This window comes from Herbaspirillum huttiense (genome assembly GCF_047300815.1).
Lineage (GTDB): Bacteria > Pseudomonadota > Gammaproteobacteria > Burkholderiales > Burkholderiaceae_D > Herbaspirillum > Herbaspirillum huttiense_A.
This window is the reverse complement of the sequence record NZ_CP178608.1, coordinates 1908084-1929513: the sequence shown is the minus strand read 5'-3', so window position 1 is coordinate 1929513 and position 21430 is coordinate 1908084. Positions and strand designations below refer to the sequence as shown.

21 protein-coding genes and 1 tRNA gene are annotated in these 21430 nt (G+C 60.5%); 1 reads left to right on the top strand and 21 read right to left on the bottom strand.

Features of this window, described 5'->3' with window-relative positions:
- Nucleotides 1-107: 107 nt before the first annotated feature.
- Nucleotides 108-533 carry an acyl-CoA thioesterase gene (locus ACLRDN_RS08810; protein ID WP_413459820.1) on the bottom strand — a complete coding sequence of 142 codons (426 nt, stop codon included), beginning with the start codon at nt 531-533 and terminating at the stop codon, nt 108-110.
- Between the two features lie 442 nt (nt 534-975).
- On the opposite strand from ACLRDN_RS08810, the gene ACLRDN_RS08805 reads away from it, so the two are divergent.
- Complete coding sequence (locus ACLRDN_RS08805; RefSeq protein WP_413459819.1) at nt 976-2652, top strand: electron transfer flavoprotein-ubiquinone oxidoreductase; 1677 nt, start codon at nt 976-978, stop codon at nt 2650-2652.
- Between the two features lie 78 nt (nt 2653-2730).
- Here ACLRDN_RS08805 and ACLRDN_RS08800 read toward each other — a convergent pair whose 3' ends face one another.
- The 20 genes from ACLRDN_RS08800 to ACLRDN_RS08705 form a co-directional block, all read right to left on the bottom strand.
- Nucleotides 2731-3306: an NUDIX domain-containing protein gene (locus ACLRDN_RS08800; protein ID WP_413459818.1), complete on the bottom strand. Its 576-nt coding sequence runs from the start codon at nt 3304-3306 to the stop codon at nt 2731-2733.
- A 109-nt stretch (nt 3307-3415) separates the two neighbouring features.
- Complete coding sequence (locus tag ACLRDN_RS08795) at nt 3416-3730, bottom strand: DUF2818 family protein (RefSeq protein ID WP_413459817.1); 315 nt, start codon at nt 3728-3730, stop codon at nt 3416-3418.
- 12 nt (nt 3731-3742) lie between these two features.
- Nucleotides 3743-5251 (bottom strand): NADH-quinone oxidoreductase subunit NuoN, encoded by a 1509-nt coding sequence (gene nuoN, locus ACLRDN_RS08790; protein ID WP_413459816.1) that lies wholly within the window; start codon nt 5249-5251, stop codon nt 3743-3745.
- 152 nt (nt 5252-5403) lie between these two features.
- On the bottom strand, nt 5404-6894 hold the full coding sequence (locus ACLRDN_RS08785) for an NADH-quinone oxidoreductase subunit M (RefSeq protein ID WP_413459815.1): 1491 nt from the start codon (nt 6892-6894) through the stop codon (nt 5404-5406).
- Between the two features lie 22 nt (nt 6895-6916).
- Nucleotides 6917-9004: an NADH-quinone oxidoreductase subunit L gene (gene nuoL, locus ACLRDN_RS08780; RefSeq protein ID WP_413459814.1), complete on the bottom strand. Its 2088-nt coding sequence runs from the start codon at nt 9002-9004 to the stop codon at nt 6917-6919.
- A gap of 114 nt (nt 9005-9118) precedes the next feature.
- The gene (gene nuoK, locus ACLRDN_RS08775; RefSeq protein WP_013233782.1) at nt 9119-9427 is read right to left on the bottom strand and encodes an NADH-quinone oxidoreductase subunit NuoK; all 309 of its coding nucleotides are present in this window, start codon (nt 9425-9427) and stop codon (nt 9119-9121) included.
- Nucleotides 9428-9445: 18 nt separating this feature from the next.
- A complete protein-coding gene (locus ACLRDN_RS08770) occupies nt 9446-10108 on the bottom strand; it encodes an NADH-quinone oxidoreductase subunit J (protein WP_413459813.1) in 663 nt (220 codons plus the stop codon).
- 144 nt (nt 10109-10252) lie between these two features.
- Nucleotides 10253-10741 (bottom strand): NADH-quinone oxidoreductase subunit NuoI, encoded by a 489-nt coding sequence (gene nuoI / locus ACLRDN_RS08765; RefSeq protein ID WP_008327661.1) that lies wholly within the window; start codon nt 10739-10741, stop codon nt 10253-10255.
- Nucleotides 10742-10762: 21 nt separating this feature from the next.
- Nucleotides 10763-11833: an NADH-quinone oxidoreductase subunit NuoH gene (gene nuoH, locus ACLRDN_RS08760; RefSeq protein WP_413459812.1), complete on the bottom strand. Its 1071-nt coding sequence runs from the start codon at nt 11831-11833 to the stop codon at nt 10763-10765.
- A gap of 2 nt (nt 11834-11835) precedes the next feature.
- Nucleotides 11836-14163 carry an NADH-quinone oxidoreductase subunit NuoG gene (gene nuoG, locus ACLRDN_RS08755; RefSeq protein ID WP_413459811.1) on the bottom strand — a complete coding sequence of 776 codons (2328 nt, stop codon included), beginning with the start codon at nt 14161-14163 and terminating at the stop codon, nt 11836-11838.
- Nucleotides 14164-14245: 82 nt separating this feature from the next.
- Nucleotides 14246-15541: an NADH-quinone oxidoreductase subunit NuoF gene (nuoF, locus tag ACLRDN_RS08750; RefSeq protein WP_413459810.1), complete on the bottom strand. Its 1296-nt coding sequence runs from the start codon at nt 15539-15541 to the stop codon at nt 14246-14248.
- A complete protein-coding gene (nuoE, locus tag ACLRDN_RS08745) occupies nt 15538-16029 on the bottom strand; it encodes an NADH-quinone oxidoreductase subunit NuoE (protein WP_006712943.1) in 492 nt (163 codons plus the stop codon). Before nuoE ends, nuoF begins: the two co-directional genes overlap by 4 nt.
- A gap of 88 nt (nt 16030-16117) precedes the next feature.
- Complete coding sequence (locus ACLRDN_RS08740; RefSeq protein WP_034330584.1) at nt 16118-17371, bottom strand: NADH-quinone oxidoreductase subunit D; 1254 nt, start codon at nt 17369-17371, stop codon at nt 16118-16120.
- Nucleotides 17371-17967, bottom strand: coding sequence for an NADH-quinone oxidoreductase subunit C (locus ACLRDN_RS08735; RefSeq protein ID WP_413459809.1), 597 nt, complete (start codon nt 17965-17967; stop codon nt 17371-17373). The genes ACLRDN_RS08740 and ACLRDN_RS08735 overlap by 1 nt, the downstream gene beginning before the upstream one ends.
- A gap of 9 nt (nt 17968-17976) precedes the next feature.
- A complete protein-coding gene (locus ACLRDN_RS08730; RefSeq protein ID WP_006712940.1) occupies nt 17977-18453 on the bottom strand; it encodes a NuoB/complex I 20 kDa subunit family protein in 477 nt (158 codons plus the stop codon).
- A gap of 3 nt (nt 18454-18456) precedes the next feature.
- A complete protein-coding gene (locus ACLRDN_RS08725; RefSeq protein WP_006712939.1) occupies nt 18457-18816 on the bottom strand; it encodes an NADH-quinone oxidoreductase subunit A in 360 nt (119 codons plus the stop codon).
- Between the two features lie 119 nt (nt 18817-18935).
- Nucleotides 18936-19020, bottom strand: a tRNA-Leu gene (locus tag ACLRDN_RS08720).
- 109 nt (nt 19021-19129) lie between these two features.
- Nucleotides 19130-19495: a preprotein translocase subunit SecG gene (gene secG / locus ACLRDN_RS08715; protein WP_413459808.1), complete on the bottom strand. Its 366-nt coding sequence runs from the start codon at nt 19493-19495 to the stop codon at nt 19130-19132.
- Between the two features lie 88 nt (nt 19496-19583).
- The gene (tpiA, locus tag ACLRDN_RS08710) at nt 19584-20333 is read right to left on the bottom strand and encodes a triose-phosphate isomerase (protein ID WP_413459807.1); all 750 of its coding nucleotides are present in this window, start codon (nt 20331-20333) and stop codon (nt 19584-19586) included.
- Between the two features lie 111 nt (nt 20334-20444).
- Nucleotides 20445-21422 (bottom strand): NAD(P)H-quinone oxidoreductase, encoded by a 978-nt coding sequence (locus tag ACLRDN_RS08705; protein ID WP_343725324.1) that lies wholly within the window; start codon nt 21420-21422, stop codon nt 20445-20447.
- Nucleotides 21423-21430 lie beyond the last annotated feature (8 nt).

Sequence of the window (21430 nt, the reverse complement as noted above, 5' to 3'; positions counted from 1 at the left end):
TTTTGGAACCCGCTCCGTGTGAACGAATTCTCCGCTCCCCCTCCGCTCTGTGGCGAATCCTTGCGGGAGTGTCGGGCCGATTCTGTCCCAGTTTCCTTGCGCCAAACTTACAGGCTTGTCAGGAGCTGTCGCAGCTTCTCAGGCAATGCAGTGGATTTCTCTTTCTTGAAATCGACCCAGACGATTTTTGCGGCACCGTCAGCATAAATGATCTGTTCATCGGCAGCGTCGCGGATGACATACGTAGTTTCCACACTCGTGCGCCCCAGGTGCCCCGCGCCCATCTGCACCAGGATGCTGGCGGGATACTTCATCTGGCGGCGGAAATTGCAGTGCGCATTGACGATCACCGGGCCCTCCTCGCCTGCGACGGTGGGGCCGAACACCTCTTCGAGCCACTCGATGCGGCATTGCTCCATGAAACGGAAATAGAGCGTGTTGTTGACGTGGCCGAAGGCGTCCATGTCGCCCCAGCGGATGCGTTGCTGCGAGACGTACAGGGGCTTGCTGGCGGTGGCTTCGTGACTGCTCATCGTGGGTCCTTTCCCGGTTTGATTCATCAATGAATGTAATTTTTTTCATGCGCAACAGGTCTGCCCTGTCGCATTTGCGACGCAGCTACGACCCGCGTGCTGTCGCTTTTCCTGCGTCATTAATGGGTCATGCAGCCTGCGCGCAACAATTCAATGGTTGCAGGGATCATGAGCGGGGGTAATGACATCCACCGAATACGGCATGAGACCAGCCCAGAAAATCCCATAAAATACGGCACTTGCGGAAAACCGTCCGCGTTGGCGCCACGAGCCGATCCACGCCGGCGCGGGCGACGGTTTGCGTGCATTGTTTCAGACATGAACGAAGGAAGCTGAATAAAAAGGCTGCTAAATCGCCATTCCCTCTAGCGTTCCTTCGAAAAATACTTAACAATAGCACGATCGTTCGAAAAACAGGCAGTTCACATAACACGGGACACCCATGACTTCTTCTCAAGACTTGCTCGCACAATACGGCCCTCGCGAATCGATGGAATATGACGTCGTCATCATCGGCGGCGGCCCTGCTGGCCTGGCGGCGGCGATTCGCCTCAAGCAGCTGGCTGCGCAACAGAACCGGGAAGTCTCGGTCTGCGTGCTGGAAAAAGGCAGCGAAGTCGGCGCCCACATTCTTTCCGGCGCGGTGATGGACCCGCGTGCACTGACCGAACTGATCCCCGACTGGAAGGAACAAGGTGCACCCCTGAACACGCCGGTGACTGAAGACCGTTTCCTGTTCCTCTCCGAGAGCAAGGCCTACAAGACCCCCAACTGGCTGCTGCCGACCTGCTTCCAGAACCATGGCAACTACGTGATTTCTCTGTCCAACGTCACCCGCTGGCTGGGCCAGCAGGCCGAGGCGCTGGGCGTGGAGATCTTCCCGGGCTTTCCGGCGGCGGAAGTGCTGTATCACGAGGATGGCTCGGTCAAGGGCGTAGCCACCGGCAACCTCGGCATCAACAAGGAAGGAGAACCGACCGGGGACTTCCAGCTGGGCATGGAACTGCACGCGAAATACACCTTCTTCGCCGAAGGCGCGCGCGGCCACCTGGGCAAGCAGCTCATCGCCAAGTACAAGCTCGACGCCGGCCGTGATCCACAGACCTATGCCATCGGCATCAAGGAACTGTGGGAAGTGAAGCCGGAGGTACACCAGCCCGGCCTGGTGGTTCATACCGCCGGCTGGCCGCTGGCCAATGACACCTATGGCGGCTCCTTCCTGTATCACCTGGAAAACAACCAGGTCGCGGTCGGCTACGTCGTGGGCCTGGCCTACCAGAATCCGTATCTTTCGCCCTTCGAGGAATTCCAGCGCTACAAAACCCATCCGGAGATCCGCAAGTTCTTCGAAGGCGGCAAGCGCATCTCCTACGGGGCGCGTGCCATCACGGCCGGTGGCGTGCAGTCGCTGCCCAAGCTGGTCTTCCCCGGCGGCGCGTTGCTCGGTTGCGATGCGGGCTTCCTGAATGCTTCGCGCATCAAGGGCAGCCACGCGGCCATCAAGAGCGGCATGTTGGCCGCAGATGCCGCCTTCGCGGCGCTGGGCGAAAATCGCCAGTCCGATGAGCTGGCGGCATACCCGGCAGCCTTCGAGGCTTCCTGGTTGAAGGAAGAACTGCACAAGGCGCGCAACTTCAAGCCCTCGATGAGCAAGGGATTGATCACCGGCACCCTGCTGGTCGGTATCGACCAGGTGCTCTTCGGTGGCAAGGCGCCGTGGACCCTGCGCCATACCCACGCCGACCACGAGTGCCTGCGCCCGGCATCTGACTTCGCGCCGATCGCCTACCCGAAGCCGGATGGCAAGCTGACCTTCGACCGCCTGTCTTCAGTCTTCATCTCCAATACCAACCACGGTGAAGACCAGCCCGCGCACCTGACGTTGAAGGACAAGAACGTTCCGGTGCAAGTGAACCTGGCCAAGTACGCCGGTCCTGAATCACGCTACTGCCCGGCAGGCGTCTATGAATTCGTGAAGAACGAGGACAATTCCGATCGCCTGCAGATCAACGCGCAGAACTGCGTGCACTGCAAGACCTGCGACATCAAGGACCCGACCCAGAACATCGTGTGGGTCACCCCGGAAGGCGGCGGCGGGCCCAACTACTCGGGCATGTAAGCGCCCTGCCCTATCCCGCAGAAAACAAAAGCCGCATCCTTGTCGGGATGCGGCTTTTTCATTGAGTCAGCGTCGGTCTCAGATGCCGGCCGGGCGTTCCGGCGGCGTCCAGCTGCTATTGACGATCTTTTCCAACCAGAACATGCCGATCACGGTCTTCACATCGGTGATCTGGCCATTGCGCACCTGTTCCAGCAGCTCGGCCAGCGGGGCCTTGTAGATGTCGAGGAATTCACCTTCATCCAATTCACGCTCGCCCTCTTTCAAACCACGCGCCAGATACAGCACCAGGTGTTCGTCCGAGTAGGCGATGGCATTGTGAATGGTGCACACGTACTGCCATTCGGTGGCGGTGTAACCGGTCTCTTCCTTCAGTTCACGCTTGGCGCAGTCCAGCGTATCTTCGCCCGGATCGATCTTCCCGGCCGGGAATTCGATGAAGACGCGGTCCAGCGGATAACGGAACTGGCGCTCCATGAGCACGCTGCCGTCATCGAACAGTGGCAACACCGCCACGGCGCCAGGATGCTTGATGTATTCACGGGTGCTTTCCTTGCCGTCCGGGAGCACGATGGTGTCCTTCTGGACCTTGAGGAAATGGCCGTCGTAGACCTGGCGGCTGTCTTTCTGCGTCTCTTTGAGATGGGCGTCCATGATTTGAGCGAGGGAGTGAGGGGGTGAGGAAAAAACCAATGGCTGCGCCTGCAGCTCGCGCCCAATAAAAAAGGCGCCGGTCCGTGACCGACGCCTCATCCAGGCTGCTTCAGGCGTGCTGCTTGCGCAGGTAGCGCATCACGTAGCCGGGGTAAGCCAGCACCAGGAACAGACAGCCGGTGATGGCATAGAATTCCCAACCCTGAGTGAAGACGTTGCCGATGCCCGCTTCCAGCAGATGGGCGACCACACCGACGACGAAATACAGCACCACCAATTCCAGCAGGCGCAGCCAGATCGGCTTGATCCAGGCGGCGTCCTTGCTGAGCGGAATCAGGCCGAACAATTGCTGGTTGAAGAAAGGCAAATTGGCCGCCAGGGCGGCCAACAGCATGACGATCCAGCTGAACAGGGAAACGTTCATTCCCCTGTTTCCTTATGCCACAACCTTGCTGAGGAAGGTCGCCAGGGTGCTGACGATGGCATTGGTGCAGGCATCCATCAGGTGACCCGGCCACAGGCCCACGGCCAGGGCGGCAATACCGTTCAAGCTCAGCACGACACGCATTTCCGGCGTGGCGACGATCTTGTTGGTGTCGGTGGGCTCATCAAAGTACATCACCTTGACCACACGGATGTAGTAGAAGGCACCGATCAGCGAGAAGACCACGGCCAGCACCGGCAACCAGATCTGGCCAGTAGCCATGGCGGCCTGCAGCACCGACAGCTTGGCGTAGAAGCCCACCAGCGGGGGGATACCGGCCAGCGAGAACATCATGATCATCATCACGGCCGCGAACCACGGGCTGCGCTGGTTCAGGCCCTTGAAGTCGTCGAGGGTGTCGGCTTCGAAGCCCGAGCGCGACAGCAGGATGATGACGCCGAAGGAACCCAGGGTGGTGATCACGTAGGTCACCGCGTAGAACAGCGAAGAGCTGTAGGCGTTGACGGCCGAGAACAGGTTGCCGTCGACCACGCCCGACATCATGCCCAAGAGCATGAAGCCCATGTGCGAGATGGTCGAGTAGGCCAGCATGCGCTTGATGTTGGTCTGTGCGATGGCGGTGACGTTGCCCAGGATGATGGACAGCACGGCCAGCACCATCAGCATCTGCTGCCAGTCCACGGCCAGCGGCAGCATGCCTTCGACCAGCAGACGGAAGGTGATGGCGAAGGTCGCCAGCTTCGGTGCGGCACCCAGCAGCAGGGTCACCGGGGTGGGCGAACCTTGGTAGACGTCAGGCACCCACATGTGGAAGGGCACCGCACCCAGCTTGAAGGCCAGGCCAGCCACCACGAACACGATGCCGAACACCAGCGGGGTGCGGTCAACGGTGCCGGAGACGATGGCGCGGAAGACTTCGTTCAGTTCCAGGGCACCACCGGTCGCGCCGTACAGCATCGACATGCCGTACAGCAGGAAGCCGGAGGCCAGTGCACCCAGGATGAAGTACTTCATGCCGGCTTCGGTGGAAGCGGCGTGGTCACGGCGCAGGGCCACCAGGGCATACAGCGACAGCGACATCAGTTCCAGGCCCAGGTAGATGGACAGGAAGCTGTTGCCGGAGATCATGACCATCTGGCCCAACAGCGCGAACAGCGCCAGGGCGTAGTATTCGCCGCCCAACGGACCACCGGTGATGCCGCGAGCCGTGTTGTACTGGCGCGAGTAGATCAGCGTGACGCCCACCCCCAGGTAGGTGAACAGCTTCAACAGGTTGGCCAGCGGATCGGACACGAACATGTTGTTGAACGTGTAGACCGTAGCGCCCGTATTGAGGTCGGCAAAGGTCAGTACCGCACACACCACCAGCGCTGCCAGGGACAGTAGATAGGTGATGACGCGCTTGCTTTCCGGCAGGAACATATCGATCAGCAGGATCGCGGAAGTCGCGATCAGCAGAAATATTTCCGGATAGACAGGGATCAGATTCATGTTATTCATTTAGTTACTACCGCTTGTGTACGCCCGCTTGTGTCGCGACCTTGATCGCGCCGCCCGACCGGCAATGCCACACCGGCTCGTCTCGTTACTCGTTGTTGCCCAGCTTGGTTGTCAGCGGGACGCGAGCGCCCCGCCCTTCACTTCTGCGCAGATCAGTTGATCTTGGAGACCGCCACGTGCTTCAGCAGGTCGGTCACCGAGGTCTGAATGCTGTCGGTGATGATGCCCGGATAGATACCCATGACCAGGGTAGCGATCGCCAGCAGGCCCAGGATCAAGAACTCGCGGCCATTCAAATCGACCAGTTCGGCCACATGATGGTTGGTCACGGCGCCGAAGATGACGCGCTTGGCCAGCCACAGCGAGTAGGCTGCACCCCAGATCAGGGCGGTGGCTGCCAACAGGCCAATCCAGAAATTGAACTTCACTGCACCCAGGATCACCATGAATTCGCCGACGAAACCGGAAGTGGCCGGCAGGCCGCAGTTGGCCAGCGAGAACAGGATGAAGAAGAAGGCGAAGCGCGGCATCTTGTTGACCACACCGCCGTACTGGGCAATCTCACGGGTGTGCATCTGGTCATACAGCACGCCGATACACATGAACATCGCGCCGGAGACGAAACCGTGCGAGATCATCTGCACGATACCGCCCTGCACGGCCATGTCGTTGAACATGAAGAAGCCCAGGGTGACGAAGCCCATGTGGGCGATCGACGAGTAGGCCACCAGTTTCTTCATATCCTGCTGGACCAGGGCCACCAGACCGATGTAGATCACGGCCACCAGCGACAGGAAGATCATGAAACCCGACAGCGCATGGCTGGCGTCCGGCAGGATCGGCAGCGAGAAGCGCAGGAAACCGTAGGCACCCAGCTTCAGCATGATCGCAGCCAGCACGATGGAGCCACCGGTCGGTGCCTGCACGTGGGCGTCAGGCAGCCAGGTATGCACCGGCCACATCGGCACCTTCACGGCGAAGGCAGCCAGGAAGGCGAAGAACAGGATCTTCTGTTCCATCATCGACAGCGGCACCTGGTGCCAGGTCGGGATCTCGAAGCTGCCGCCCGACACGTAGTACAGGTAGATCAGGGCGATGAGCATCAGCAGCGAACCCAAGAGCGTGTACAGGAACAGCTTGAGGGCTGCATACACGCGGTTGTCGCCGCCCCAGACACCCACGATGATGAACATCGGGATCAGGGTCGCTTCGAAGAAGGCGTAGAACAGCATCGCATCCAGCGAAGAGAACACGCCGATCATGATGCCGGAGAGGATCAGGAAGGCACCCATGTACTGGGCCACGCGCTTCTGGATCACCACCCAGCCGGCCAGCACCACGATGACCGTGATGAAGGCGGTCAGCGGCACGAACCACAGCGAGATGCCGTCCAGGCCCAGGAAGTAGCTGATGCTGAAGCGGTCGATCCAAGGCGTCTTTTCGACGAACTGGTAACCGTGCGCCAGCGGATCGAAGTGCTGGATCAGCGGGAAAGTAACGACCAGGCCGACCAGCGACCCGAACAGCGCCAGCCAGCGGGTCAGGCCCGGATTGCTGTCGCGGCCCAGTGCCAGGACGAGGATGCCGAAGACGATCGGTACCCAGATCGCGAGGCTCAAGATGGGAAATGTTGACTGCATCATGGTTGTTATTTACTCGGACAGCTTATTTGGCGAACGGGAACGGCATGAACCACACCAGGAAACCCAGCACCCCGATGATCATCACGAACGCATAGTGATAGATGTAACCGGACTGCCAGAGACGCGTGAATTTCGAGAACCAGCCGACGACCTTGGCGCTGCCGTTGACGAACAGGCCGTCGATGATGCCACGGTCGCCCACGGTGGACAGTCCGCTGCCCAGCAGGCGGGCACCGCCGGCGAAGACCACTTCGTTGAACTTGTCCATGTAGTACTTGTTGTCCAGGATGGTGTAGATGATGCTGAACTTTTCCTTGAACCAGGCCGGCACGCGCGGATTGATCATGTAGCAGTAGTACGCCACGACCACACCGGCGATGGCCAGCCACAGCGGCGCGCTGGTGAAGGCGTGCAGCACCATGGCCACCGGGCCGTGGTATTCGTGGGCCAGTTCTTCCATGACCTTGTGGTTTTCACCGAAGAAGATCACGCCCTTGAAGAAGTCGCCATACAGCATCGGCGAAATCGCGAAGAAACCGACGATGACCGAGGGAATGGCCAGCAGGATCAGCGGCAGGGTCACCACCAGCGGCGACTCGTGCGGCTTCTGACCCGGCGCCAGGCCGTGGTGCTCATCGTGGCCGTGATCGTCGTGGGCATCGTGCGCATGATCGTCATGCACGCCGTGGGCCGCAGCCGGGGCGTGGTGATCATCATGGCCGTGCGCCTGGCCGAAGCGCTCCTTGCCATGGAAGACCATGAAATACATGCGGAAGGAGTAGAAGGCCGTCACGAAGACGCTGGCCAGCACGGCGAAATACGCGAAGCCCGAACCGGCCAGGTGCGACTCGGCCGCGGCTTCGATGATCGAATCCTTGGAGTAGAAGCCCGAGAAGAACGGGGTGCCGATCAGCGCCAGCGAACCCAGCAGCGAAGTGATCCAGGTGATGGGCATGTACTTGCGCAGGCCGCCCATGTTGCGCATATCTTGATCGTGGTGCATGCCGATGATGACCGAACCGGCACCCAGGAACAGCAGTGCCTTGAAGAAGGCGTGGGTCATCAGGTGGAACACGGCCACCGAGTAGGCCGACGCACCCAGTGCGACGGTCATGTAACCCAGCTGCGACAGCGTGGAGTAAGCCACCACGCGTTTGATGTCGTTCTGCATGGTGCCCAGAAAGCCCATGAACAGCGCCGTGATGGCACCGATCACCAGGATGAAGGACAGCGCCGTGTCGGACAGTTCGAACAGCGGCGACATGCGGGTGACCATGAAGATACCGGCCGTCACCATGGTGGCGGCGTGAATCAGCGCGGAAATCGGGGTCGGGCCTTCCATCGAGTCCGGCAGCCAGACGTGCAGCGGGAACTGGGCCGACTTGCCCATGGCGCCCACGAACAGGCAGATACACGCCACGGTCAGCAGCATCCAGTCAGTACCCGGCAGGGTCAGCTGGGCCAGCTCGGCGCGCTTGTCGAAGACTTCGGTGTAGTTCATCGAACCGGCGTAGGCCAGCAGCAGGCCGATACCCAGGATGAAGCCGAAGTCACCCACGCGGTTGACCAGGAAGGCCTTCATGTTGGCCTTGATGGCGGTCGGGCGGGTGTACCAGAAACCGATCAGCAGGTAGGACACCAGACCCACCGCTTCCCAGCCGAAGAACAGCTGCAGGAAGTTGTTGCTCATGACCAGCATGAGCATGGAGAACGTGAACAGCGAGATGTAGGAGAAGAAGCGGTTGTAGCCTTCATCTTCGGCCATGTAGCCGATGGTGTAGATGTGCACCATCAGGGACACGAAAGTCACCACGCACATCATCATCGCCGTCAGGCTGTCGACCATAAAGCCGATCTCCAGCTTGAGGCCGGCCACCGTCATCCAGTTGTACAGCGTACCGTTGTAGGTGGCGCCGTCCAGCACTGCGAGCAGGGTCTGGATGGAGATGATGGCGGCAATCAGCACGCCCAGGATGGTCGCGGTATGCGACACCTTGCGGCCAACCACGTTGCCGAAGAATTTGGTACCCAGCAGACCGGCGATGGCCGAGCCTGCCAGCGGGGCCAGGGGTACTGCAAGAAGAAGATGTGGGTTAAGTTGCCCAGCCATGATGAACCTTATCGCTTATTGGCTGCCCCGCCCGCAGCGCTGCTGCAAGGGGGCCTCCCATCTTTAAATGAAATTCAAACCAGAACGCAAAAACAGGACGCTGCGGATGCCGACTCAGCCCTTGAGGCTGTCGAGGTCTTCCACGTTGATGGTATCCAGGTTACGGAACAGCACCACCAGAATCGCCAGACCGATGGCGGACTCAGCCGCAGCCACGGTCAGGATGAAGAACACGAAGATCTGTCCGCCCGCGTCACCGAGGTAATGCGAGAAAGCAATGAAGTTCATGTTGACCGCAAGCAGCATCAGTTCGATGGCCATCAGCAGGACGATGACGTTCTTGCGGTTCAGGAAAATGCCGACGATCGAGATCGCGAACAGGATCGCGCCGATGATCAGGTAGTGAGAGAGCGTGATTGCCATGATTCTTGTTCGCCCTTCTTAAGGTTGTTGACCGGCGGCCGGCTTGTCGGCCGCTGCAGCCGCAGCGTCGGCTGCGGGTGCATTGCGGGTGGATTCGGCCTTCATGCTGACCAGGCGCACGCGGTCCGATGCCTTGACCTTGACGGCCTGGGCCGGATCGAAGTACTTGCTGTCCTTGCGTTTGCGCAAAGTCAGTGCCACGGCGGCGACGATGGCCACCAGCAGGATCACGGCCGCGATTTCAAAGGCGTAGACGTATTCGGTGAAGATCAGCTTGCCCAGCGGCTTGGTCTGGCCCAGCGTATCGGAGACGGCCGGCACCTGCGACTCGTAGACCCAGAAGCTGTTGAGCAGCACGGCTGCCATTTCCAGCACGATGATCACGCCGATGGTGGCCGCCAGCGGGAAGTAGCCCCAGAATCCTTCGCGCAGCTTGTCCATGTTGATATCGAGCATCATCACCACGAACAGGAACAGCACCATCACCGCGCCGACATAGACCAGCACCAGCACGATGGCCAGGAACTCGGCCTTGAGCAGCATCCAGAGGCCCGCTGCCGAGAAGAAGGACAGCACCAGGAACAACGCCGCATGCACCGGGTTGCGGGCCGTGATGACGCGAACGGCGGCGATTACCACCAGCACCGCGAACACGTAGAACAAGACAGTTTTAAATTCCATAATCAACCAGAAGTTGGTTCATTCAATCAGCACGGGGACCGCACAACAGGCCACCCCATCGCAATACATCCGACACCTTGCCGCAAGCCCTGCACCACCCTGCCCGGCCGCCCCGTATTTCGCAGGGCCACCCGGCAGCACCGATCAACGGTAGGCGGCGTCGGCCGCACGTGCAGCGGCGATTTCGTTTTCGTAACGGTCGCCCACTGCCAGCAGCATTTCCTTGGTGTAGTACAGGTCGCCCCGCTTTTCACCGTGGTATTCCAGGATGTGCGTTTCGACGATCGAATCGACCGGGCAGGACTCTTCGCAGAAACCGCAGAAGATGCACTTGGTCAGGTCGATGTCGTAGCGGCTGGTGCGACGGGTACCGTCCTCACGCTGCTCGGATTCGATGGTGATGGCCATCGCCGGGCAGACCGCTTCACACAGCTTGCAGGCGATGCAGCGTTCTTCACCGTTGGGATAACGGCGCAGCGCATGCAGGCCGCGGAAACGCGGGGACATCGGCGTCTTTTCCTCGGGGAACTGCACGGTGATCTTGCGCTTGAACAGGTAGCGACCGGTCAGGGCCAGGCCCTTGAACAGTTCGCGGAGCATCAGGCTGCCGAAAAAATCCTTAATAGCTTCCATTTTTAGCCTCAGCCTTCCAACTTATTTCCAGATATTCCAGGGCGACTGGATCCAGATCGCCACGACCACCAGCCAGACCAGGGTCAGCGGGATGAACACTTTCCAGCCCAGACGCATGATCTGGTCATAGCGGTAGCGCGGGAACGATGCGCGGATCCACACGTACAGCGACAGGAAGAAGAAGGTCTTCAAGCCCAGCCAGATCCAGCCCGGGATGAAGTCCAGCGCGGACACCGGAGCCGACCAGCCGCCGAAGAACAGCAGTGCGGTCAGGATCGAGATCAGGATCATCGCGGCGTATTCGGCCAGGAAGAACATGGCGAAGGACATGCCCGAGTATTCGATCATGTGACCGGCCACGATTTCGGATTCACCTTCCACGACGTCGAACGGGTGGCGGTTGGTCTCGGCCACGCCGGAGACGAAGTAGATGACGAAAACCGGCAGCAGAGGCAACCAGTTCCACGACAGGAAGTTCAGGCCCATGGAGGCGAAGTGACCCTGGGTCTGACCCATGACGATATCGGTCATGTTCAGGCTGCCCGACACCATCAGCACCACCACCAGGCAGAAGCCCATGGAGATTTCGTAGGACACCATCTGTGCCGAAGCGCGCATCGCACCCAGGAAGGCATACTTCGAGTTCGAAGCCCAGCCGGCGATGATGATGCCGTAGACTTCCATCGAGGTAATGGCCATCAGGTACAAGAGGCCGGCGTTGACGTTGGCCAGCACGTGTTCCGGCGAGAACGGCACCACAGCCCAGGCGGCCAGCGCCGGCATGATGGTCATCACCGGTGCCAGGTAGAACAGTGCCTTGTTGGCCTTGGACGGGGTCGAGATTTCCTTGAAGATCAGCTTGACGGCGTCAGCGATGGGCTGCAACAGACCAGCAGGACCCACGCGGTTGGGGCCCAGACGCACGTGCATCCAGCCGATCAGCTTGCGCTCCCAGTAGGTCATGTAGGCCACGCTCACCAGCAGCGGCACCATCACCACCAGGATCTTGACCAGGGTCCACACCAGGGTGAACAGGGTCGGACCCAGGTAGGCCGGGCCTACCGTATTGATTTGGGCGATCAGGTGATCCATTTTTACGCTTTCTCCACGACGATTGCGCCAAACATGCCGCCCAGTGCAGCGGTGGAGGCGTGCGCAGCAGCGACGCGAACCACGTTTTCCGGCAGTTTCTTATCGATGGCTGCGGTCAGCGCAGCGCTGCCCGAACCTTGCTTGACATTGACCTTGTCGCCTTCAGCCACGCCCAGCTTGGCAGCCAGGGTAGCCGACAGCCATGCCTTCGGAGCCTGGCCGTCGCGGGTTTCCAAGAGCGGCGGCGAACGGCGTGCGATGGCGTCGGCGAAGTAGATGGGCACATCGGCCACACGCTCGACGCCACCGGCGGCAGCTTGCACAGCCTGCGCTTGCACGCTGGCGATGTTGTTCAGGCGCGCCGACAGGTCGGTTTCCTTGCCCAGCAGCTCGTCGCGGATGGATTCGGCGGTTTCGTAATCGAAGTTTTCCAGTTCCAGCAGGTTGCCCAGCACGCGCAGGACCTTCCAGCCCGGACGCGCATCGCCGGCCGGCTTGACGGTACCGTTGAAGCTTTGCGCACGGCCTTCGGCATTGACGAAGGTACCGGCGGTTTCGGTGAAGGGTGCGATCGGCAGCAGCACGTCGGCGTAGTCAGCACCGTGCTGGTAGGCCGACATCACCACGACCATCTCGGCCTGGCCCAGGGCGGCACGGGCCGCTTGCGGATCGTAGCTGTCCAGTTCCGGCTCGGCGTTCAGCAGCAGGTAAGCCTTGCGCGGCTGTGCGAACACGGCAGCAGCGTTGGCACCCTTGCCCGGGGTCGGCACGGCGTTGGCCAGGTAGCCGCCCACGGCGTTGCCGCCATCGGTGAGCACGCCCAGCTTGGCACCGGTCTGTTCGGCGATCCACTGTGCAGCAGCATGCAGTTGCGCAGCTTGCGGATGCTGGACGGCAGCGTTGCCCAGGAAGATGCCACGGCCTTCGCCCGACAGCAGGCTGGCGGCGGTCGCGCGGGCAGCATCCGATGCCACCACGCCAGCGTAGGCGGCGGGGGCAGCCACACCCTTGGCTTCAGCCACGGCCACGGCCACTTCGGCCAGGGCGGACAGCCATGCCGAAGGCGCGGCGATGATCTTGTTGGCGATCGGCATGAGCAGATCGTCGTCGGTGGCGTGCAGCACGCTGACCTTGGCACCACTCTTGGCGGACTGGCGCAGGCGGGCCGACAGCAGCGGGTGATCCTTGCGCAGGAAGGAACCGATCACGAAGACGCGGTTCAGCTGAGAGAATTCGACGATGGACATGCCCAGCCACGGCTTGATCTGGCCATCCAGGCCGAAGTCGGACTGACGCAGGCGGAAGTCGACGTTGTCCGAACCGACACCGCGCACCAGCTTCTGCAGCAGGCTCAGCTCTTCCAGCGTGGAATACGGGGTAGCCAGCGCGGCGATGGAATCAGCACCGTGTTCGTGACGGATATTGCGCAGACCGTGGGCGACGTATTCCAGCGCGGTCTGCCAGTCCACTTCCTGCCACTTGCCGTCCTGCTTCAACATCGGCTTGGTCAGGCGTTGTTCGCTGTCCAGCGCTTCATAAGCGAAACGGTCCTTGTCGGAGATCCAGCACTCGTTGACTTCTTCGTTTTCGAAGGGCAGCACGCGCATGACCTTGCCATTCTTGACCTGGACGATCAGGTTGGCGCCAACGCTGTCGTGCGGGCTCACCGACTTGCGGCGCGACAGTTCCCAGGTACGGGCGCTGTAGCGGAACGGCTTGGAGGTCAGCGCACCGACCGGGCACAGGTCGATCATGTTGCCCGACAGTTCGGAGTCCACGGTCTTGCCGACGAAGGTGGTGATCTCGGAATGTTCACCGCGGCCCAGCATGCCCAGCTCCATCACGCCGGCCACTTCCTGGCCGAAGCGCACGCAGCGGGTGCAGTGGATGCAGCGGTTCATTTCCTTCATGGAGATCAGCGGACCGACGTCCTTGGGCTCCACGACGCGCTTCTCTTCCTGGTAGCGCGAGGAGGAACCGCCGTAACCGACGGCCAGATCCTGCAGCTGGCACTCACCGCCCTGGTCGCAGATGGGGCAATCCAGCGGGTGGTTGATCAGGAGGAATTCCATCACGCCCTTCTGGGCCTTGACGGCCTTGTCGCTGGCGGTGCGCACGATCATGCCGTTGTTGACCGGCGTGGCGCAGGCAGGCAGCGGCTTCGGGGCCTTTTCGACCTCGACTAAGCACATGCGGCAGTTGGCCGCGATGGACAGTTTCTTGTGATAGCAGAAGTGAGGGATGTACGTGCCGATCTTGTTGGCAGCGTCCATGACCATGCTGCCTTCTTGCACTTCAACCTTCTTGCCGTCTATTTCGATTTCAACCATGGCTGTTTGCCCAAGCTAAATATTCTTTGCCAACGATACCGGCGGAAGGCTTATCGCATCCCGCCAGCATCCCCTGCCCTGTTCAGATGTAAGCCGGAACCAGGCAGTGTTTGTGCTCGATGTGGTATTCGAACTCTTCGCGGAAATTCTTCACGAACGCGCGTACCGGCATCGCCGCTGCATCACCGAGCGCACAGATGGTGCGGCCCTGGATGTTGTCGGCTACCGAGTTCAGTACGTCCAGATCTTCCATCTTGCCGTGACCGTTTTCGATACGCTCCACCATGCGGTACATCCAGCCGGTGCCTTCGCGGCACGGCGTGCACTGGCCGCAGGATTCTTCGTAGTAGAAGTAGGACAGGCGCAGCAGCGACTTGACCATGCAGCGCGTCTCGTCCATCACGATCACCGCGCCCGAACCCAGCATCGAGCCGGCCTTGGCGATGGCGTCGTAGTCCATGGTGGTGTCCATCATGACGTCGCCACGGATCACCGGTGCGGACGAACCGCCCGGGATGACGGCCTTGATCTTCTTGCCGCCGCGCATGCCGCCCGCCAGTTCCAGCAGGGTGGAGAACGGCGTACCCAGCGGGATCTCGTAGTTGCCCGGACGCTCGACGTCGCCCGAGATCGAGAAGATCTTGGTACCGCCGTTGTTGGGCTTGCCCATCTCGGCGTAGGCCTGCGGGCCCACCTTGAAGATGAAGGGCACGGCCGCAAAGGTCTCGGTGTTGTTGATGGTGGTCGGCTTGCCGTACAGGCCGAAGCTGGCCGGGAACGGCGGCTTGAAGCGCGGCTGGCCCTTCTTGCCTTCCAGCGACTCCAGCAGCGCAGTTTCTTCGCCGCAGATGTAGGCACCGTAACCATGGTGCGCATGCAGCTGGAAGCTGAAACCGGTACCGAGGATGTTGTCACCCAGCAAGCCGGCCGCACGGGCTTCTTCCAGGGCTTCTTCGAAACGCTCGTACTCGGCGAAGATTTCACCGTGGATGTAGTTGTAGCCGACGGTGATGCCCATCGCGTAGCCGCCGATGATCATGCCTTCGATCAGCGCGTGCGGATTGTAACGAATGATGTCACGGTCCTTGAAAGTGCCCGGCTCACCTTCATCTGTATTGCAGACGAGGTATTTCTGGCCCGGGAACTGGCGCGGCATGAAGCTCCACTTCAGGCCGGTCGGGAAACCCGCACCGCCGCGGCCACGCAGGCCCGAGGCCTTGAGGTCGGCGATGACTTGTTCCGGAGTGATCTTCTCGTTGAGGATGCGCTTGAGCGAATCGTAGCCGCCGCGCTTGACGTAATCCTCGAGATGCCAGTTCTCGCCGTTCAGGTCGGCGAGGATCAGCGGTTTGATGTGGCGGTCGTGCAGGCAGGTCATTTCTTCAGTTCCTCCAGCAGCGCGTCGATCTTTTCGTTGGACATCCAGCTGCACATTTGATGGTTGTTGACCAGCATGACCGGTGCGTCGCCGCAAGCGCCCATGCATTCGCCTTCCATCAGCGTGAACTGGCCGTCGGCCGTGGTTTCGCGATAATCGATGCCCAGCTTGTGCTTCAGGTGATGGGCAGCACGCTCGCCACCCGACAGCAGACACGGCAGGTTGGTGCACACGGTGATCTTGTGCTTGCCCACCGGGCTGGTGTTGAACATGTTGTAGAAGGTCGCGACTTCCTGCACGGCCACGGCGGGCATGCCGATGTAGTCGGCAATTTCCTGCTGCAGCTCGGCCGGCAACCAGCCATGTTCCACCTGGGCGATGCGCAGCGCGGACATGACCGCAGACTGGCGCTGGTCCGCCGGGTATTTCGCGAGTTCGCGATCGATTTTCTTAAGGGCTTCTTGACTTAACAGCATATCGTTGGCCATCCATGCGCATCAGTACTGCGCGGTTATTGGATATTCCCCAAACCTGACGGGCTTCCTGAGAAGCCCGCCTTGACTCTTACTATTCGACTTATCGGTCGATTTCCCCGAACACGATGTCTTGCGTACCAATGATGGTGACCGCATCGGCAATCATGTGGCCCTTGGCCATTTCGTTCAGGGCTTGCAGGTGGGCAAAGCCCGGGGCACGGATCTTCAGGCGGTACGGCTTGTTGGCACCGTCGGAGACCAGGTAGATACCGAATTCACCCTTGGGATGCTCGACGGCAGCATACGCTTCGCCGGCAGGCACGCGGAAGCCTTCGGTGAACAGCTTGAAGTGGTGGATCAGGTCTTCCATGTTGGACTTCATGTCCGCACGTTTCGGAGGCGCGATCTTGTGGTTGTCAGTGATGACCGGACCCGGATTGTTGCGCAGCCACTCCACACATTGCTTGATGATGCGGTTGGACTGGCGCATTTCGGCCACGCGCACCAGGTAACGGTCGTAGCAGTCACCGTTCTTGCCGATGGGAATGTCGAAGTCCAGCAGGTCATACACTTCATACGGCTGCTTCTTGCGCAGGTCCCAGGCGATGCCCGAGCCACGCAGCATCGGACCGGTGAAGCCCATCTGCAATGCACGTTCCGGCGAGACCACGCCGACGCCGACCAGACGCTGCTTCCAGATACGGTTATCGGTCAGCAGGGTTTCGTATTCGTCGACATAGGTCGGGAAACGATTGGTGAAGTCTTCGATGAAGTCCAGCAGCGAGCCCTGACGGTTTTCGTTCAGTTCGCGGATGGCCTTCTCGTTGCGCACGATGGAAGCCTTGTACTGCGGCATGCTGTCCGGCAGGTCGCGATAGACGCCGCCCGGACGGTAGTAGGCCGCGTGCATGCGGGCGCCGGAGACGGCTTCGTAGCAGTCGAACAGGTCTTCACGCTCACGGAAGGCATACAGCAGCACGCCCATTGCGCCCACGTCCAGCGCGTGCGCGCCGATCCACATCAGGTGGTTCAGCAGACGGGTGATTTCGTCGAACATCACGCGGATGTACTGCGCGCGCAGCGGCACTTCCAGACCCAGCAGGCGCTCGATGGCCAGCACGTAACCGTGCTCGTTGCTCATCATCGAGACGTAGTCCAGGCGATCCATGTAAGGCACGGATTGCAGGAAGGTCTTTTGTTCGGCCAGCTTTTCGGTACCACGGTGCAGCAGGCCGATGTGGGGGTCGGCGCGCTGGATGACTTCACCATCGAGCTCCAGCACCAGACGCAGCACGCCGTGCGCGGCCGGGTGCTGGGGACCGAAGTTCAGCGTATAGTTTTTGATCTCTGCCATTATTTGATCCCGTAGTTTTCTTCACGAATGATGCGCGGGGTGATTTCGCGCGGCTCGATCGTTACGGGTTGATAGATGACGCGTTTCTGTTCGGCGTCGTAACGCATTTCGACATAGCCGGACACCGGGAAGTCCTTGCGGAACGGGTGGCCAATGAAGCCATAGTCGGTCAGGATGCGGCGCAGGTCGGGGTGGCCATCGAAGAGGATGCCGTAGAAGTCGAAGGCTTCACGCTCGTACCAGCCAGCCGAATTCCAGATCGGATCGACCGAGGCCACGATGGGCAGGTCGTCATCCGGCGCGAACACGCGCACGCGCACACGCCAGTTGTGCGAGATCGACATCAGGTGCGACACCACGGCAAAGCGCGGACCGTCCCAGGCACCATCGCCATAGGTCGAATAATCCACGCCGCACAGGTCCAGCAATTGTTCGAAACGGGTGTCGGCATGGTCGCGCAGCACGCGCATGGCCGACAGGTAGTCAGCGGCCTTGAGCACCACGGTAACTTCACCGAGGGCCACGGTCAGGTTCTGAAGATACCCTCCAAGCGCATTACGCAGGGCGGCTTCGAGAGTTTCCAATTTTGTCGTCATACTGCCCTCTTAGCGCGCGATGGTGTTGGTGCGCTTGATCTTGTTCTGCAGCTGGATCACGCCATACAGCAGCGCTTCCGCCGTCGGCGGGCAACCCGGCACATACACGTCGACCGGCACGATGCGATCGCAGCCACGCACCACCGAGTACGAATAGTGGTAATAGCCGCCACCATTGGCACAGGAGCCCATGGAGATCACCCAGCGCGGTTCCGGCATCTGGTCATAGACCTTGCGCAGCGCCGGCGCCATCTTGTTGCACAGGGTGCCGGCCACGATCATCAGGTCGGACTGGCGCGGCGACGGACGGAACACCGCACCGAAGCGGTCCAGGTCGTAACGCGACGCACCGACGTGCATCATTTCAACTGCGCAGCACGCCAGACCAAAGGTCATGGGCCACAGGGATCCGGTACGGGTCCAGTTGATTACCTTATCCAGCGAGGTGGTAACAAACCCCTCATTCAATACGCCTTCAATAGACATGGCTTACTCCCAATCCAGGGCACCCTTTTTCCAGATGTACCAAAATCCGACAACAAATTCAGCGATGAAGACCATCATCGTGACGAAACCTTGCCAGCCCAGCTCACGCATGGACACGCCCCAAGGGAAGAAGAAGGCGGTTTCCAGATCAAACAGGATGAACAGGATGGCGATCAGGTAGTAGCGCACATCGAACTTCATGCGCGCATCTTCGAATGCTTCGAAACCGCATTCGTAAGGAGAAGTTTTTTGAGCGTCCGGCTTGTGCGGACCAAGAAGACGACCGAGGAGCTGGGGAGCGACACCGACACCGATGCCGACAAGAATAAACAGGAGGACTGGGAAGTAATTTTCGAGGTTCACGATTGGCCGCTATGCGTTGGTTTATCGATGGGAATGATTCTCAATATCAATCAGAAACTTCCTCGACAAAAAGCCAGCTCAGGCACTAGGACCTTCGCTGGCTTTTCATTTCATTTCTATGGTGCCGACGACGAGACTCGAACTCGTACAGCTTTCGCCACTACCCCCTCAAGATAGCGTGTCTACCAATTTCACCACGTCGGCTTGAAGCAGCTATTGTACCTTCATTTGTTACTCTTGTTCAATGCACAATCAGCGAAAAAGAAAGATTCTTCCTACTTTATTCTTCGATTATTTCAGAATCCGCAAAGGCTTATTTCGGAATCTGATTCGACTGGTCGCCCGGCTTGGCAGCTTCGGTCGGCGCAGCAGGTGCAGCTTGCTGGGCAGGAGCGGCCGGCGCCTGCAGATTATCCATCACGCTGCCGCTTTGTGCAGTGTGATGATTGCCGATGAAGGTCAGGCCCAGGGTCGCCACGAAAAAGATGCCCGCCGCCACGGCCGTCGACTTCGACAGGAAGTTCGACGAACCGGTCGCACCAAAGAGGCTGCCCGATGCGCCAGAGCCGAAAGCGGCACCCATGTCGGCACCCTTGCCGTGCTGCAGCAACACCAGACCGATGATCGCCAGCGCTGCCAGCACCTGAACTACAACCACTACCAAAAACAAAGTATTCATTTAAACAAGTCCACTCTTGATGTTTCAATCGCCTGCTGCATCTGCGTCAAAGTATCGCTTCCGCAACTGACAAACCCCTTACTTCACTTCAGGCCGCCGCCTTGATGATGGCCAGAAAATCTGCCGCCTTCAATGCCGCGCCGCCGATCAGGCCGCCATCGATGTCGGCCATGGCCAGCAATTGCTCGGCGTTGTCGGGCTTCATGCTGCCGCCGTACAGGACGCGCACCTTGGCCGCCGCTTCCGCACTCTTGGCACCGAGACGCGCACGCAGCATCGCATGCACTTCCTGGGCCATTTCCGGCGTGGCAGTCTTGCCGGTGCCAATCGCCCAGACCGGCTCGTAGGCCACCACGATGCGGGCTCCCTCTTCCACGCTCAGCGCCGCGAGTACGACGTCGAGCTGGCCGCCCACGATTTCATTGGTCTGGCCGGCTTCGCGCTGTTCCAGCGTTTCACCCACACAGACCACCGGCACCAGGCCAGCCTTCAATGCCGCTACCGTCTTGGCCGCCACCGCTGCATCGGTCTCGCCATGATAGGCGCGACGCTCGGAGTGACCCAGAATGACATATTGCACACCAAATTCCTGCAGCATTGCCGCAGACACCTCACCGGTGTAGGCGCCGGCAGCATGCGCAGACATGTCCTGCGCACCCAGCGCCACGGCCGAACCAGCCACCGCACCCTGCACTTGCGCCAGATAAGGCGCCGGCACACAGACGGCCACATCACATGCGTCAGCCGGCAGGCCTTCCTTGATACCAGCCACCAGGGCTGCATTGGCAGCCAGGCTGCCGTTCATTTTCCAGTTACCGGCTACGAGTTTGCGACGCATAGGCTGATTTCTACGAGATGGGTGTCAATTTGGATAACCTCGTATTGTAGCCGGTACAGGCGCTTGGCGCAAAGCCGGACTGTCCCGGACGTGCGCCCTGCCCTCATCCGGTCACAGTTCCAGCATGATCTTGCCGATGTGGGCGCTCGATTCCATCATGGCATGCGCCTGGGCCGCCTGCTCCAGCGGGAAGCGATGATGGATCACCGGCTTGATCTTGCCAGCCTCGATCAGCGGCCACACATGCTGGCGCAAGTTCGCTGCGATGGCGGCCTTGAAGGCGATCGGGCGCGGACGCAAGGTCGAGCCGGTGATGGTCAGGCGGCGGCGCATGACCTGCCCCATGTCCAGCTCACCCTTGCTGCCGCCCAACTGGGCGATGAAGACCAGGCGGCCATCATCGGCCAAAGACTTGATCTCGCGCGGCAGGTAGTCGCCGCCGACCATGTCGAGGATCACGTTGACGCCGCGGCCATCGGTCAATTCCTTGACCACGGCCTCGAAATCCTCGGTTTTGTAATTGATGGCGCGTTCTGCACCCAATTCTTCACATGCGCGACACTTGTCAGCGCTGCCAGCCGTGGCGAACACACGATGCCCCAGCGCACGGGCGATCTGGATGGCCGTCACGCCGATGCCGGAAGAACCGCCCTGCACCAGCAAGGTTTCTTCACCTGACAACTGGCCACGGTCGAAGACGTTGCTCCACACGGTGAAGTAATTTTCCGGCAGGGCCGCCGCCTCCAGCGCGCTCAAGCCCTTGGGTACCGGCAGGCACTGGGCCAGCGGCGCCGCACAAAACTCGGCATAGCCGCCGCCCTGCACCAGCGCGCAGACCAGGTCGCCCAGCTTGAAACCGCTGTCGCCCAGGTCGCCGGCCACGATCTCACCGGCCACTTCCAGGCCCGGCAGGTCGGATGCGCCCGGCGGCACCGGATAGTTGCCGGTGCGCTGGAACACGTCCGGCCGGTTCACGCCCGCCGCATGCACCTTGATGAGCACTTCGCCTGCCTTCAGTTCCGGCACGGGCCGTTCACAGGCCTGCAATACCTCGGGGCCGCCAAATTGCTTGATTTCGATTGCGCGCATGTGTCCTA

What these genes read in the sequence shown, in the direction of transcription:
- ACLRDN_RS08810 (WP_413459820.1), bottom strand. Translation starts at nt 533, where the DNA reads ATGAGCAGTCACGAAGCCACCGCCAGCAAGCCCCTGTACGTCTCGCAG.
- ACLRDN_RS08805 (WP_413459819.1), top strand. Translation starts at nt 976, where the DNA reads ATGACTTCTTCTCAAGACTTGCTCGCACAATACGGCCCTCGCGAATCG.
- ACLRDN_RS08800 (WP_413459818.1), bottom strand. Translation starts at nt 3,306, where the DNA reads ATGGACGCCCATCTCAAAGAGACGCAGAAAGACAGCCGCCAGGTCTAC.
- ACLRDN_RS08795 (WP_413459817.1), bottom strand. Translation starts at nt 3,730, where the DNA reads ATGAACGTTTCCCTGTTCAGCTGGATCGTCATGCTGTTGGCCGCCCTG.
- nuoN (WP_413459816.1), bottom strand. Translation starts at nt 5,251, where the DNA reads ATGAATAACATGAATCTGATCCCTGTCTATCCGGAAATATTTCTGCTG.
- ACLRDN_RS08785 (WP_413459815.1), bottom strand. Translation starts at nt 6,894, where the DNA reads ATGATGCAGTCAACATTTCCCATCTTGAGCCTCGCGATCTGGGTACCG.
- nuoL (WP_413459814.1), bottom strand. Translation starts at nt 9,004, where the DNA reads ATGGCTGGGCAACTTAACCCACATCTTCTTCTTGCAGTACCCCTGGCC.
- nuoK (WP_013233782.1), bottom strand. Translation starts at nt 9,427, where the DNA reads ATGGCAATCACGCTCTCTCACTACCTGATCATCGGCGCGATCCTGTTC.
- ACLRDN_RS08770 (WP_413459813.1), bottom strand. Translation starts at nt 10,108, where the DNA reads ATGGAATTTAAAACTGTCTTGTTCTACGTGTTCGCGGTGCTGGTGGTA.
- nuoI (WP_008327661.1), bottom strand. Translation starts at nt 10,741, where the DNA reads ATGGAAGCTATTAAGGATTTTTTCGGCAGCCTGATGCTCCGCGAACTG.
- nuoH (WP_413459812.1), bottom strand. Translation starts at nt 11,833, where the DNA reads ATGGATCACCTGATCGCCCAAATCAATACGGTAGGCCCGGCCTACCTG.
- nuoG (WP_413459811.1), bottom strand. Translation starts at nt 14,163, where the DNA reads ATGGTTGAAATCGAAATAGACGGCAAGAAGGTTGAAGTGCAAGAAGGC.
- nuoF (WP_413459810.1), bottom strand. Translation starts at nt 15,541, where the DNA reads ATGACCTGCCTGCACGACCGCCACATCAAACCGCTGATCCTCGCCGAC.
- nuoE (WP_006712943.1), bottom strand. Translation starts at nt 16,029, where the DNA reads ATGGCCAACGATATGCTGTTAAGTCAAGAAGCCCTTAAGAAAATCGAT.
- ACLRDN_RS08740 (WP_034330584.1), bottom strand. Translation starts at nt 17,371, where the DNA reads ATGGCAGAGATCAAAAACTATACGCTGAACTTCGGTCCCCAGCACCCG.
- ACLRDN_RS08735 (WP_413459809.1), bottom strand. Translation starts at nt 17,967, where the DNA reads ATGACGACAAAATTGGAAACTCTCGAAGCCGCCCTGCGTAATGCGCTT.
- ACLRDN_RS08730 (WP_006712940.1), bottom strand. Translation starts at nt 18,453, where the DNA reads ATGTCTATTGAAGGCGTATTGAATGAGGGGTTTGTTACCACCTCGCTG.
- secG (WP_413459808.1), bottom strand. Translation starts at nt 19,495, where the DNA reads ATGAATACTTTGTTTTTGGTAGTGGTTGTAGTTCAGGTGCTGGCAGCG.
- tpiA (WP_413459807.1), bottom strand. Translation starts at nt 20,333, where the DNA reads ATGCGTCGCAAACTCGTAGCCGGTAACTGGAAAATGAACGGCAGCCTG.
- ACLRDN_RS08705 (WP_343725324.1), bottom strand. Translation starts at nt 21,422, where the DNA reads ATGCGCGCAATCGAAATCAAGCAATTTGGCGGCCCCGAGGTATTGCAG.